Annotated in this window: 16 protein-coding genes and 1 tRNA gene; 1 reads left to right on the plus strand and 16 read right to left on the minus strand. The window is 58.0% G+C overall.

Annotation, left to right across the window (positions count from 1 at the left end):
- Positions 1 to 5: 5 nt before the first annotated feature.
- The 5 genes from otsB to thrE all read right to left on the minus strand — a co-directional run bounded on the left by otsB (position 6) and on the right by thrE (position 4,560).
- Positions 6 to 764 (minus strand): trehalose-phosphatase, encoded by a 759-nt coding sequence (gene otsB, locus CPPEL_RS01710; protein ID WP_245990475.1) that lies wholly within the window; start codon positions 762 to 764, stop codon positions 6 to 8.
- A gap of 8 nt (positions 765 to 772) precedes the next feature.
- A complete protein-coding gene (locus CPPEL_RS01715; RefSeq protein ID WP_123959524.1) occupies positions 773 to 1,240 on the minus strand; it encodes a hypothetical protein in 468 nt (155 codons plus the stop codon).
- Complete coding sequence (locus CPPEL_RS01720) at positions 1,237 to 2,577, minus strand: alpha,alpha-trehalose-phosphate synthase (UDP-forming) (RefSeq protein WP_123959525.1); 1,341 nt, start codon at positions 2,575 to 2,577, stop codon at positions 1,237 to 1,239. Before CPPEL_RS01720 ends, CPPEL_RS01715 begins: the two co-directional genes overlap by 4 nt.
- Before the next feature lie 5 nt (positions 2,578 to 2,582).
- Entirely contained in the window at positions 2,583 to 2,945 is a 363-nt protein-coding gene (locus CPPEL_RS01725) for a hypothetical protein (RefSeq protein WP_123959526.1), read from the minus strand.
- Positions 2,946 to 3,036: 91 nt separating this feature from the next.
- Positions 3,037 to 4,560: a threonine/serine exporter ThrE gene (thrE, locus tag CPPEL_RS01730; protein WP_123959527.1), complete on the minus strand. Its 1,524-nt coding sequence runs from the start codon at positions 4,558 to 4,560 to the stop codon at positions 3,037 to 3,039.
- A gap of 127 nt (positions 4,561 to 4,687) precedes the next feature.
- Between thrE and CPPEL_RS01735 the strand changes: the two genes are divergently transcribed.
- A tRNA-Thr gene (locus CPPEL_RS01735) sits at positions 4,688 to 4,760 on the plus strand.
- A gap of 558 nt (positions 4,761 to 5,318) precedes the next feature.
- Here CPPEL_RS01735 and CPPEL_RS01740 read toward each other — a convergent pair.
- The 11 genes from CPPEL_RS01740 to CPPEL_RS01795 all read right to left on the minus strand — a co-directional run bounded on the left by CPPEL_RS01740 (position 5,319) and on the right by CPPEL_RS01795 (position 12,065).
- On the minus strand, positions 5,319 to 6,179 hold the full coding sequence (locus CPPEL_RS01740; RefSeq protein ID WP_123959528.1) for a hypothetical protein: 861 nt from the start codon (positions 6,177 to 6,179) through the stop codon (positions 5,319 to 5,321).
- A gap of 66 nt (positions 6,180 to 6,245) precedes the next feature.
- The gene (locus CPPEL_RS01745; RefSeq protein WP_123959529.1) at positions 6,246 to 6,470 is read right to left on the minus strand and encodes a hypothetical protein; all 225 of its coding nucleotides are present in this window, start codon (positions 6,468 to 6,470) and stop codon (positions 6,246 to 6,248) included.
- The gene (locus tag CPPEL_RS01750) at positions 6,467 to 6,838 is read right to left on the minus strand and encodes a helix-turn-helix domain-containing protein (protein ID WP_123959530.1); all 372 of its coding nucleotides are present in this window, start codon (positions 6,836 to 6,838) and stop codon (positions 6,467 to 6,469) included. Before CPPEL_RS01750 ends, CPPEL_RS01745 begins: the two co-directional genes overlap by 4 nt.
- Before the next feature lie 5 nt (positions 6,839 to 6,843).
- Entirely contained in the window at positions 6,844 to 7,086 is a 243-nt protein-coding gene (locus tag CPPEL_RS01755; protein ID WP_123959531.1) for a hypothetical protein, read from the minus strand.
- 135 nt (positions 7,087 to 7,221) lie between these two features.
- Positions 7,222 to 8,712: a DNA primase family protein gene (locus CPPEL_RS01760; protein WP_123959532.1), complete on the minus strand. Its 1,491-nt coding sequence runs from the start codon at positions 8,710 to 8,712 to the stop codon at positions 7,222 to 7,224.
- Entirely contained in the window at positions 8,709 to 9,476 is a 768-nt protein-coding gene (locus tag CPPEL_RS01765; protein WP_164470346.1) for a bifunctional DNA primase/polymerase, read from the minus strand. Before CPPEL_RS01765 ends, CPPEL_RS01760 begins: the two co-directional genes overlap by 4 nt.
- Before the next feature lie 444 nt (positions 9,477 to 9,920).
- On the minus strand, positions 9,921 to 10,580 hold the full coding sequence (locus CPPEL_RS01775; RefSeq protein WP_123959535.1) for a hypothetical protein: 660 nt from the start codon (positions 10,578 to 10,580) through the stop codon (positions 9,921 to 9,923).
- 204 nt (positions 10,581 to 10,784) lie between these two features.
- Positions 10,785 to 11,162, minus strand: a complete 378-nt coding sequence (locus CPPEL_RS01780; RefSeq protein ID WP_123959536.1) for a hypothetical protein — start codon at positions 11,160 to 11,162, stop codon at positions 10,785 to 10,787.
- A 194-nt stretch (positions 11,163 to 11,356) separates the two neighbouring features.
- Positions 11,357 to 11,560: a hypothetical protein gene (locus tag CPPEL_RS01785; RefSeq protein ID WP_123959537.1), complete on the minus strand. Its 204-nt coding sequence runs from the start codon at positions 11,558 to 11,560 to the stop codon at positions 11,357 to 11,359.
- An 11-nt stretch (positions 11,561 to 11,571) separates the two neighbouring features.
- Positions 11,572 to 11,853: a hypothetical protein gene (locus CPPEL_RS01790; RefSeq protein ID WP_123959538.1), complete on the minus strand. Its 282-nt coding sequence runs from the start codon at positions 11,851 to 11,853 to the stop codon at positions 11,572 to 11,574.
- Complete coding sequence (locus CPPEL_RS01795; RefSeq protein ID WP_245990476.1) at positions 11,850 to 12,065, minus strand: helix-turn-helix domain-containing protein; 216 nt, start codon at positions 12,063 to 12,065, stop codon at positions 11,850 to 11,852. Before CPPEL_RS01795 ends, CPPEL_RS01790 begins: the two co-directional genes overlap by 4 nt.
- Positions 12,066 to 12,093: the final 28 nt, after the last annotated feature.

Raw genomic sequence — 12,093 nt, forward strand, 5'->3', positions numbered from 1 at the left:
AGGTCTTAGCCCAGGGCTGCTTTACGCGCCTTGGCCACCTGGCCAAGCAAGCTAGCTACCGCTGGCACATCGTCTACGCGGCGCTGCGCCAACGTATCGCCTTCGCCAACCTTCACGCCAAGATCTGCAGGGCCAAGAATCGCGAAGACGGTTTCATCGGTGGTGTCATCGCCTAAGAACATCACGGCATCAGCGCCGAGTTCTTCCTGGCGGTTTTGCACCCACGTGCCCTTATTAATATCCAGCACCGCAGCCTCTACTATATTTTTGCCCGGCTGCAAGAAAAGGCCATCAATTTCGGTGCTCAACGCCTTAGCCAAAAGCTGCTGGGCAAGCTCGCGATCTTCCACCTTGGCCACGTGCAGCACCCGGTGGAAGGGCTTATATTCCACAAAAGCGCCATCGACACCCTGGATGAGCTGCTCAAAAACCTCGCCTGCAGCCTCGAGGGTGCGCTGTTGAGCATCGCTCAGGTGGATCTGCGCACCGCTGCTTTCTGCACCATGAGAGCCCACCAGCGTGAACTCTTGGCCAAAGCCGCTGGCTTCGCGCAGGCCATCAACATGGCGGCCAGAAAGAATGGCCACCTCGGTGTGCTCAAGGGTGCTCAAGGTAGTCAAAGCGGCAACGGCGTCGCTATTGACGGGCACATTGGCGGGATCGGTAGAAAACTCAGCCAGGGTGCCGTCGAAGTCGGATACGACCAGCAAGTGTTTGGCTGCTGCTATCTTGGCGATGTCTTGTTCGGTGGGCAACATCTGCATCAACTTTCTTATACCGTGGCGATTCTTAATCCAGGCCGCTGGAACTGATCGCTTTGCTTTAAAAGCACCTTGGCGCTGCTATTGGGCTCCGGGCGAATATCGAAGTGGCCATCATGGAGGATCTCCACCATGTGGTCGTGCACAAAGCGAGCGTGCCCGGTGCACTGCTTTTCATCGATGGGGTCAAACTCGATCTCGCGCACCGTCATCTCTTTGGCTTCGGCGGGATCCTTCGTGTCATAATCCACCACTGCCTGCAAGCGGGCGCAGCCGGTATCGCCAGTCATGCTCGATGCGCCAAAGGTTAAGGTCACAGCCCCTGCAACGGCATCTGGCAGCTCACTTGGATATTCCGGGGTGGTGTAGAGGTTGGTTACTTGCCACTGCACATTTTGTATCGGCTCTGGTTGCGCACACGCCCCCAGGCAAACGCTCAGGCAGGTGCCAATCACGAGCACGTTGGCTTTTTGCTTCATGGCGTACTCAACAACTCCTCTAAGAAATTTTTTGCCCAGCGCTCAACATCGCAGTGCATCACCTGCTGGTACATCGCCTCCATGCGCTGTTGTGCCTCCGCGCTACCTTGATCATTGATCGCGGCAAGCATCTGCGCTTTGATCGAGTCGATGTCGTGGGGATTGCACAAATAACTGGTGCGCAGCTCTTGAGCAGCACCGGCAAATTCACTAAGCACCAGCGCCCCGCGGCCATCGCTGTGGCTTGCCACATATTCCTTGGCCACTAAGTTCATGCCGTCCTTGAAGGGCGTGACCACCATGACGTCGGCGGCCTGGTACAGCTCGATCAATTCCGCGCGCTTGAGGGATTGATGGTGATAGCGCACCACCGAATGCCCGATTGAGCCGAAGCGCCCATTAATTCTTCCCACGGCCTCTTCTACCTTGGAGCGTGTGAGGCGGTAGTGCTCTAAACGCTCACGCGAAGGGGTTGCTACCTGCACAAAGACGGTACGTTCTGCGTCGATAAGCCCTTGTTCTAGCAGCTCTTCAAAGGCCTCGAGGCGCTGCAAGATGCCCTTGGTGTAATCCAGGCGATCCACGCCAAGCAGGAGGGTATCGGGATTGCCAAAGCGGGCGCGGGTGCGCTGAATATCGGTGCTTTGCTGGAATGCGGCGGTGTCGATGGAGATGGGGAAGGCGTGGATGCGATCTGCGGCCTGCGGAGCCAAGGCCTGGAAATTCTTGGCACAGCTTGGCAATTGGAAGCCCAGCACGTCGGCACCCAACATGCCTTCGAGGATCTGCTCGCGCCAAGGCAGCTGCAAAAATAGGCTCGGCGGCGGGAAAGGAATGTGCAAAAAGAGCCCGATTTTTAAATCCGGGCGCATGGCTTTGAGCATGCCCGGTACCAATTGCAGTTGATAATCCTGCACCCACACCACCGCGTTGGGTGCGGCTACCTCGGCGGTGCGTTGAGCAAAGCGAGCATTGACGCGCTCATAGGCCTGCCACCAGGGGCGATGATAGCGCGGGCGCATGATCACATCGTGGTAGAGCGGCCACAGCGTGGCATTAGAAAAGCCCTCGTAGAACTCTTCAAAATCGGCCTGGCTCAGCTCCACGGGGTGTAATTGAATACCACCCTCGGTGCTCATGGGCGCTGGTGTTTCACCCACGGTGCCGGGCCAGCCCACCCATCCGCCTTGGCGTTGCTCCAATACGGGCTGCAGCGCCGCAACTAAGCCACCTGGGCTGGGTTGGGCGCTGATCGTGCCATCGGCGTGATAGCTAATATCCACCGGCAAGCGATTGGCCACCACCACAAAATCGTGGGGTTTGGCAGTGGCGGGCATGAGACCTAGGCCTTCTTCGTCGTCTTCTTGGCGGCCTTCTTGGTGGTCTTCTTCGTGGTTTTCTTCGTTGCCTTCTTGGTGGTCTTCTTCGTCGTCTTCTTGGCAGCCTTCTTCGTGGTCTTCTTCGAAGTCTTCTTGGCGGCCTTCTTGGTGGTCTTCTTCGGCTGCGCCTCTTCGCGCTCCTCGGCGACCTTCTTGTAGCTCAAGCCTTCGGGTTCCACGCCCAGCATGCACATCAAGGTGACGCCATCGAAGAAGTCCTCGGCATAATTCGCCACCACGCGGCGTGCTGCGGCAGCGGTTTCGGCCTCAACGGCGTGCAGCGCCTCGGCTGAAGTATTGCGGGTATCGGTGACCTTAGGTGGCAAGACGTGTCCTTCCTAGAAGCTTTGGTGGCACATTCCGGCGAGCGGATGCCAAAAGCAGCAACAACGGGCAGTGCAATCAATAAATTCTACGCTACTGCTTGCGATGGTGTCGCGGTGGTGTGTGTACGGGATGGTTGGTGGGCTGTTTTGGCACGCGCTTTGCAGGGCGCTTGGGCGCGATCACGGCAGTGGCGAGGCCTCGAGTGGCGCGGCCGGTGCGTCGAATAGCTGCATAGGCGTGGAATTTTTGGGGGCGGCGGATCTTGCGGGCCACCCACTCGCCAAAGACCACACCGGCAGCCAAACCGCAGGCAGTGGCCAATGCCACAGCCATGTTGCTAAAGCCGAGCAGGGTTTGATCATTCAACGCCGCATACATCGCCCGGTACATGGGCAAACCGGGCAGCATCCACGCGATGCCCGAAAGGGCAGTAATTAGCGGCGGCACCAAGAAGCGGCGCGCCAGCAGGCCGCCGGCCAAACCGATGGCGGCGGCAGAAAGCGAAAGGCCAAACACCGGGCTAATACCTAAGGGCATGAGCACGAAGTAGAAGATCAAAGCGCCTGTGCCGCCGGTGAGCACCGAAACCACTGCCGAAGAAACCTCGGCAAAACAGGCCACGGCGAAAGCGCCCGCGGCCACGGCGGCGGCGATAACGCGCACGGTGAAGTCCACATAGCTGGTTTCTACAGCGGCCTCCAGCGGCGGCAGTGAAATGCCTACGACCTCTGCAAAGCGGATACCTGCGGCCACGCCGCCGATGATGGCGCCGGTGAGCAGGATTGTCTCGAAAAACCTCGCGCTCGCTGTCACAGGGGCGCCGGTGATGCCGTCTTGGATGGATTGCACCAGGGAAAGATTGGCCAACATCACCACGATCACACCGGCCACCACGTGGCTGGGGGTGAAGTCGATGCCCAGATAGGACGTCAGCGCGAACACCACCGCCGTAGGCGCGGTGGCCACGAAGCCGCCCATGGCGTTTTGGAAGAACACCGGCAGGCGCCTTTTGCCCAAAAGGATAGAGCCGGCTACCACCACAACCACCAGGAAGAAGCTCAGTGCTGCCGCCAAGAGGTTGCCGCCAAGCAGCACCGACACCGCAGCGCCGAGCGTGCCCCAGCCCAAAAGGGACGTGCCACGACCGTAGGAGGCTGGCCTTGAGGTGATGTCGCTGAGGATCTTTTCTGCCACATTGGGTGGGGTAGCGCCGGCCTGGATGGAGCGGATCAGGCGGTCTACCTCGATGAGCTTGGAAAAGTCCGTGGTCATGGTGCGCACCACGCGCAGCACCGTCACCGGCTGTTTGTGGGTGGTGCCGATGGTGCTAAAGACGGTGATGGTGTTAAAGGTGATATCTACGTGCGCCGAATACAGGCCGTAGGCCGAGGTCACCGCATGGATTTGCGCCTTGGTGTCGTGATTGGAGGTGCCGGAAGAAAGCAGAATTTCTCCCACGCGCGCCGCCAATTCCATCACCGCAGACACCTGCACCGGGTCGGTGAGGTCGATTGGCGCCAGTGGTGAAGGTGGTGGCGCGGCTTTGACGGCATCGATGGTGGCGATGCGTCCGCTTCGGTTGGACAGTGCCCGAAGCTTATTGGCAAAAGACACCTGCGCTGCTCCTTTCGCTTTTCGACGTCTCCCTGTGGCACACACCTTCGGCCTGGGTGACCCCTCGTGTTGTCAATTTATATGGTGTATCCGGTACTGTGTTGATTCGTGCCAAGCACTGGCACGTGCTGGAGTGGCGCAATCGGTAGCGCAACGGTCTTGTAAACCGTAGGTTGCGAGTTCAAGTCTCGTCTCCAGCTCAAAAACACCAGGTCAAACACTATGAACACTGCCCGGATACTTGACCTCAACAGGAAAAGTGTCCAAAAAGTGTCCAAAAAATCACGTTGCAAACGCAACACCACGGCAACCATAGCTCACCACCGCATGGGGTGGCGAAACACCACCTCGCAAAACGGCAAGCCGAAAAAACGCGCCGATGAAAAAAGACCACAGGGCGCTAAAACTTCCTCAGATACGCCGAAAACCCCGCCAAAGCGGGGCTATAAGGCCAAACCTCCAAACCCGTACAGAGTGCGCCCGGCAATGCCCCCCGCCGATGCCTTGCAGGAAATTCCGGGTGTTCCCCCACCCCCGGGGTGGCTTGTCGTGGCTAGTGGCTCGTGAATGGGTTTATGGTGTGGCCGCTGAGGTTGATGGTCACACCGTGGGGGCGTGCTTTATAGCCGTTGCGGCGTAGATGGTCGGGGGTGATGGGTTCGCCGTTGATGCCGACGCCACTATGTGGGGTTGTTGGTGGTTCGTGCTTGTTGTGGGCGGATAGGTCACGGAGCCAGGCGGTGAACTCCTTGGAGTTGCTAGGCGGTGTCATTGTGGAACTCTTCGTGTGTGGTGAGCCAGTCGGGGTTGGTGGGGGTTCCGTCTAGGTTGTAGGTTGCGGTGTCTTTGTAGCGGGGGCTGATGGTGTACTTAGGGTTGAAGCGGGGTTTGGGTGTGGTGTATTTGCGGTCTTCGTCGTGCATGTTTTGTTCTACGTTTGCGAAGTAAGTGTTGAGCTTTTTGGTGATGTTTTCCAAGGTGTCAATTTCGTTGTTGTTGTTGGTGATCCACGCGATGGCACGCGTTGGCGCGTTTGGCGCGTGCGTTTTTCGTCCTCCTGAGAACAGTGCGTCGTGCAGGTTGATGAAGTGTGCTTCGTTGGAGGTTTTCCCCAAGATAATTTCCGCGAGTTTGGTGATGTTGGTGATGGTTTGTTGGTGTTGTGTGCGTTCTTTGTAGGCTTTGAGGCCTTTGGCGTCTGCGTGGGCAAGCACGGTGGCGGGGTCGGGGTCTCGGTCGCCGTATTGGGCTTCGAGTTGGTCGAGTGCTTGGTTGGCTTTTGCCCATGTTGGGCGGATGTCGTTAAGGATGTTGTTGAGGTTGTTGGGGTTGGATACCCATTGTTTGACGGCTGTGTGTAGGTAGTTGTCTTGGTTGGTGACGTAGTGTTCGAGGGCTTCGATGTGGTGGGCGCGTTGTTGCCAGGCGTGGGCGGCTTTGTTGAGGTTGTCGGGGGTTGCGGTGGTGTAGGGGTCGGGGGTGTTGTAGGCCTTGTTGAGTAGGGCGTGTGCGGTTTCGGCGGTGTTGAGTGCTTGGGTGAGTGGTTGGTAGGTGGTGGGTTTTACCCCGGCGGTGTTGAGTGCTTGGGTGAGTTTCTTTGCGTCTGCGGTGATGCCCATGGTGTGTGTCCTTTTTGTTGGGGAGTGGTGTGCCCCCGGTGTTGGTTCCGGGGGCGGGGGTGTTGTTTACCAGTTGGTGGGGTAGGCGATTTCGTCTCGTGCTGCGAGGTGTGCGTTGTAGGCGGTGATGAGTTCGCGGTGCTTTTCGATGGGGAGGGTGGCGAACCAGTTGGCGACGGCTTCGGCGGCGTCATCGGGGGTGAGTGCTGCGAGTGCTTTGGTGATGGTGGTTTTGTCGATCGCGGTGGCGTTTTGGGTTTGTTCTTGTGGATCTTGGTTGGGTTGGTTCATGGTTGTGCTCCTAGGTAGTCGAGGATGTGTGTTTTGTCCCATATGTATTCCCGGCCTTGTTTGGTGACGCCTATGTGTTTGGCGATGCGCCGTGCTTGTCGGGGTGATACGCCAAGCAGTTGGGCGGCTTCTTTTGTTGTGGTCGGGTCTGTAATGGGTTGGTTGTAGTGTGCCTGTTGTGGGGGTGTGGGGACGTCCGTGTGTCCTTTGGTGGCCATGTAAAGGTTGGAGAGTTCGGTTGTGATGCGTTGTTGGGTTGGGGTGATGGGGTGGCCGTTGCGCCGTAGGGCGTGGATGCCTGCGATGGCGAGGCGGTAGGCGGCGGGGGCGTCTTGGGTGGTGATGAGGATGCCGTGTTTGAGTTCCATGGTGGTTAGCTTTCGAGGGTGTCCACGATGAGGTTGGTGAGGTTGTAGGCGTTGGCGGGTGTGAGTTCGAGGCGGGTGGTGGTGTCGCCGGTGATGGTGAGTGTGATGCGCCCGTGGTGTCCGTGGCGGGTGGCGCGGGCGGTGATGGTGGTGGTTGCCCATGGTTGGCGGGGCATCTTAAAGCGGGCTTTAATGGTTGTGTTGGTATTTGGTTGCGGGGGTGTGGAGGGGGTGGTGTTGTTGGTCATGGTGTGCGCTCCTTGTCGGTGGTGCGTGTCGATTGTGGGTAAAAAAATCCTGTAGGAACTTCAAAAAGGTGTGTTACCGTGTTATCGCAGGTCAGGCTATGTTACTGGTGTGTTACTGGTGTGTTACGCCCTGTGTTACGCCGCTGTTTTTGGCAGGAATTCTGGCGCCCTAGCCCCTTGTTGCAAACGAATACCGCGAATAACGCGTGATCCGGTAGCTTTCACTTGGCCACGTTTCACACCCTCCAACGCCATCGCGTTCACCTCCACGCGGAACTTTGTCTTACTCAACTGTGAACGCCCAAAACCGTTTCGGGTGCACCAACGGGTGTAATCGTCGTATACGTCTGAATCATCGATGGAGTCCTCATCGTTGCCAGTCAGGGTGTAGGTTTCCTTGAAGAACGCCCGTAATGGCGACCCCAGTTCTTCCAAGTCCTCCAACACTTCTTGCTGTGTGTCGGGTGTGGTGAACCGCCCATTGTTGCGGTTCAGCCGGTCAAGACCCTCCAACGCCCAGTTGAAAATGCCCGGTAGCTCACGCTCCAACTTCCTCGGTAAGTCCTTATCGGGTGCACCTTGGAATGAGCGGGTGAGGTACACCGCCATGGCGCGGCGTTGCACAGCACTTGAAGCGTCAAGGAACTTTGGTACTTGGTTCGAAATGATCGTGAAGCGGGTCGGTAGCTTGCCAGTCCACATAGGACGTCCCTTAATGTCCACGGATACCGCGCCCTCACCAGTGATGTTCTTCAACCGTTCCACCACCACCTTGTTGTGTTCACCAGTGTCTGAGGCGTCACCGAAGATGGCCAACGGTTTGCCGCGTAGTTGGTCAAGGGTGAAGCGCCCACCAAAGTCAGCCATCGACGGGTTGGCCACGTTCGCGGAACCACCCATCAGGGCTTCGAGGGTGCTAGCAATCACGCTTTTCCCGCCACCAGGCACACCGATGATGAGCAACATTTTTTGCAGATCAAGCCGCCCGGAAATCAGGTAACCCGCCCACTCCTGCAACAGCAACGCCCCGGCCTTATCGTGCTCGAATACCTCACCTAGGAACTGTTCCCAACGCGTTGCTACGGCCTCAGGGTCATACTCAAACGGCAACGCCCAGGTGTTGAACCACTGAGGGGTGTGGGGGTGCAGTTCGCGGCGCCTATGGTCGAACAGGCCGTTGCGCATGGCAATCAACGCGGGCGCCGGTTGCTTACCACCACCAACCCACGTTGGGGCTTCTACACTCGCGGGGGTGAGCACACTCAACCGGGTTGGTTCGAGCAGATCCGTAACTTTCGCCCGCGATGGTAACCACTGCTTGTGTTGCTCACCATCAGGGGTTTGCTTAACGTAGGTGACTTCGTTGAGGCGTTGCCAGATAGGCTTGCGTACCTCATCCTCATCAACTTCTTCCCAATGTGTGCCAACGTAGTGCCACCAGGCTTTTCGCCAATACTGCAAGGTTGGGTGGCCACCAGTAGAAAACAGTTCAGTCAGTAGCCGGTTTGACACTTCTGTGTGGCACCCCGGGGCGGGATAGGTGTCCCAACCATCGGGGGCTTCAAGCTCCCCAGCGGTCACGCGCTCCCACAAGGTGGGGGCAGGGGCTAAGTGATTGGCGCTCATGCTGCCACCTCCCTTGCGGCTTTGATAGCGCTGTTGATTGTGGCCACCACCTCGGATTGGGCAAGGCCGTTGGATACCGCTGCCAGTTCGAGGTCTTGGAAACAGTCAATGTTTTTGCGTGCTGCCATAAACGCCGCCCGGTTCAGCGCGTTGTTTCGCCCACCCTTAGGTGCGGTCGCCACCATATCGATCAGATCATCGGCGCTATAACCCCGCCGATACTTAGGGGTGATCGTCGCCGGTGGTGGGTCAGCGCGAAACGTCGCCGGCCGCAACCACACGGGAACCTCAGGGATATCTTGCAACGGCATTAAGTTCACGAACTCGTATGTTCGCCCCGTGTCCGGGTGAACCGACGGGGGCATTACCAGGTAGCCGTTATGGGCTTTAATGTCCACCCCCGCCCCCAGGGTCTTATTCAGCCGTGCCCGATACGGCAAACGATAGTAGTAGTGGTAGCCCCCGCCCCCAGTGGCCACGGTGATCGTAGGGGGTAGGGTGTGGCCGTCATTTACATCTTCCCAAGTGAAAAGGCCTCCGTTCCGTGGGTCGAGGTCGAATACCAGCACGTGCTCAGCGGGTCGAGCGCCAATGTTTGCATCGGGCATCTGCTGCCACCACCGGGCTATTGTGTTCATCTCCCGTGTTGCGGCTTTATGGCCACCACCGCCGCGGATAGCCGGTACTTTCCCGCGCAAGGGGAACACCTCAAACCCCAGGGCGGCGAGGTCAAGGGCGTGGTTCTGCATCGTAAGGGTAGGCACGTTACGCGCCCCCTTTTGGTGCAGTGGGGATGAACACGCTACGCAACAGCTCATAGCGCTTTCCATTAATCAAAAACGTTGGTTGTGCGCTGTTCACTTCACCCTCAAGATGCTCAAGGCTTGTTTGGCACGTGGGGCACACGTAGCCTGCTACGCGCCCACGGACATAGCGCTCACACCAACCACTGAAAGCGTTGCTACGCCTTAGGCGGCGTTTGCACCGTTCGCAACGAATCGTTTTCTTGCCGTGTGTCATTGTGAAAGTGTTCTCCTTATCACTGCTTGCGGGTTGGAGGGGTCGAGCGCCTAGCCCGGGCGTTGCACCAACGGGCGGGGGCTAACAACCAAGTGGTTGTTTCCACCTAGGCCAACAAGGGGTACTCATTCAGCGAGTGCCCCTTGTTTCGTCACGACAAAAGTCATGAGTGACGAAATGGGGAATGGTTAAGGGTGGGAGGCTTTGTGTTCTTGGCTCTCACGGCCTGATACGGCTACACCTTTTGGTTGAGTAGTGGTGTTTTCTTGCTGCTCAGCGCCCATTAAGGCGGTTTCTGCCTTGTTGGCCAAACCACGGGCATCAATGATGCTTTGGTTGGTGGCACGCCTGTACGCATGACGCTCAAGGAACACCCCAACCTCCAACAGCACATCCACCAGGCCGGCGCGCCGATGCCTAGTTAGGCCGGCAAGGGTGGTGAACAATCGGTCGCGGGCGTGTTCAAGGTTGTCAATGAGTCGCTCAAACTCGGTATCCAACGCCGCTTGCCGTTCCTCGGCTTCACGCTGCTCCCGTTCGAGCCGTTTGGCTTCACGTACCTCAGCACAATGCGCAACATCCGCTGCAATGCACTCAGGGCAAATCACCACGTTTTCGCCGCCACCAGCTTTCATGGCGCGCCGAAGTTCCTCCCGGTCGATCAACATAATGCGGGTGTGCTTCGTCCCGGCTTGCATTGCGTGTCCCGTAGCTGCAACCGCCCACATTCCTTTTGGTGCATCGCGCCATGGGGCGGCAAGGTGCAACACGCCAGGGGTGGTAGAATCAGTAGGTGCGTTATTGTTCACGGCAGTATCCGCGCCGTGATGGTGGGTGAATGTTTTCATGATGGAAAGCCCAATCCTTTCTTGACAATGATGAGGTGAATGATGGCGCGAAGTAGCGGGGGTATTGGCTCGTGTCGTGCCATACAACCCCAACAGCGGTAGGCGCTCATCTCCCTGCGAACCCAGGTGCCTACCGCTGTTGCTGTGCTTAGAGCACACAGGCGGGGCACTAGGTGGGGAATTAGTGGTGTGGGGGAGGGGCTGTTAGGCGGCCTCGCCATCGGCGATGCCAGTAGCCGCGGGGGTGGCCACGTTGGGAGTGTTCGCCGGGGTCTGCAATTGGTTGTGCATGATCGAAAGCGACAAGGAAATTTCGTTAATTTTGTCGCTCAGTTCCTCGAACACCAAAAGGGTGGCGGCTTGGTTCAGCGCCCGGATGAGTTCACCCCGGATACCGGCTTCGTCAATACACTCAAGGATCCACAAGGGCAGTTCCGCCACAAGAGCGGCGCCGGTGAGCTTGGAGTGTGCAATTCGGTCAAGGTTCGCCGCATCATCGGCGCACGCGTCAAGCTGTAACTTGTCTGCAAGGCCGGTCAGGGCGTTGGTGGTGTTGTTGCGAAGTGGGGTAGTCTTACCCATGTCGAAACTCCTCTCGCGAGTTTTGGCCGTGCCTCCGGTAGTTGCCGCTACGCGGGGGCGTTGGTCGGTCATGAAAGACCGTGTTGTGTTCCCCTCCTCGTAGTTGCCGCTACGTGGGGGGTTTTCTTGTTGGTGGTCACCACTGTTGTGGTGATGCTTCAAACATACCATAAAACTTTCATGGTATGGAACTTTTAGGCCTGACCTCGTGCAATCCTGCTTACCATGGACTCGTGCAAGTCGGTTGCTTCCGCAATCTCCCGGTTCTTGATCGCAGTGCGAGACGCCGCAAGAAACGCCTCCTGCCGCGCTTTCCGCAACGCCTGCACGCCCTCCACGTACTCCCGATGCGCAGCAACAGCAGCGTCCAACAGTTCCTGCTTCTCTTGATCGTCCATAATCACCCATCCTAAGCGCCGCCCTCATCCTCAAACGCGGGAACACTCACAGGATCACCCAAATGAGCATCCTCCACACCTAGGCAGGAAACAGGCCGGCGAAAAGGTGTAACCCGTACAAAATTGTTCAGCTCGTCAAGCCAATCCAATGCTTCTTCACGCGAGAACTGCAACACCATCGGGCGGGCGTGATCGGGTTGGTGCAGCACCAGGTACAGGCACCCATCGGCCGTGAACTGATCGACCACGTGGGGTGCATGAGGGGTGATCCTCGTGGGGGTTGCGGTACTCACGCCGCCACCCCCAGTTGCTCATCATCGTCACCATCATCCGGCAACGCATCAATGCCAAGGAACTCCAATAGTGGCTTGGTGGGTACGACGTACCGCCCCCCAATCTTGGCCGCCGGAACGGGGAAATCTCCCTCACGAATCTGTCGATACGCCATCGCCGGGCTAATCCCTAGCAATGACGCGGCTACGGCGCCCGTAACTGTCGTTTTCACAACTCACGCTCCTATCAAAGCGTTAGGA

The organism is Corynebacterium pseudopelargi (genome assembly GCF_003814005.1).
Taxonomy (GTDB): Bacteria; Actinomycetota; Actinomycetes; order Mycobacteriales; family Mycobacteriaceae; genus Corynebacterium; species Corynebacterium pseudopelargi.

Bases quoted from the DNA above. Each gene is read 5' to 3' on its own strand.
- CPPEL_RS01745 (WP_123959529.1), bottom strand. From the start codon at position 6,470: ATGAACCAACCCAACCAAGATCCACAAGAACAAACCCAAAACGCCACC.
- CPPEL_RS01755 (WP_123959531.1), bottom strand. From the start codon at position 7,086: ATGACCAACAACACCACCCCCTCCACACCCCCGCAACCAAATACCAAC.
- otsB (WP_245990475.1), bottom strand. From the start codon at position 764: ATGCAGATGTTGCCCACCGAACAAGACATCGCCAAGATAGCAGCAGCC.
- CPPEL_RS01740 (WP_123959528.1), bottom strand. From the start codon at position 6,179: ATGGGCATCACCGCAGACGCAAAGAAACTCACCCAAGCACTCAACACC.
- CPPEL_RS01780 (WP_123959536.1), bottom strand. From the start codon at position 11,162: ATGGGTAAGACTACCCCACTTCGCAACAACACCACCAACGCCCTGACC.
- CPPEL_RS01760 (WP_123959532.1), bottom strand. From the start codon at position 8,712: ATGAGCGCCAATCACTTAGCCCCTGCCCCCACCTTGTGGGAGCGCGTG.
- CPPEL_RS01775 (WP_123959535.1), bottom strand. From the start codon at position 10,580: ATGAAAACATTCACCCACCATCACGGCGCGGATACTGCCGTGAACAAT.
- CPPEL_RS01715 (WP_123959524.1), bottom strand. From the start codon at position 1,240: ATGAAGCAAAAAGCCAACGTGCTCGTGATTGGCACCTGCCTGAGCGTT.
- CPPEL_RS01750 (WP_123959530.1), bottom strand. From the start codon at position 6,838: ATGGAACTCAAACACGGCATCCTCATCACCACCCAAGACGCCCCCGCC.
- CPPEL_RS01785 (WP_123959537.1), bottom strand. From the start codon at position 11,560: ATGGACGATCAAGAGAAGCAGGAACTGTTGGACGCTGCTGTTGCTGCG.
- CPPEL_RS01720 (WP_123959525.1), bottom strand. From the start codon at position 2,577: ATGCCCGCCACTGCCAAACCCCACGATTTTGTGGTGGTGGCCAATCGC.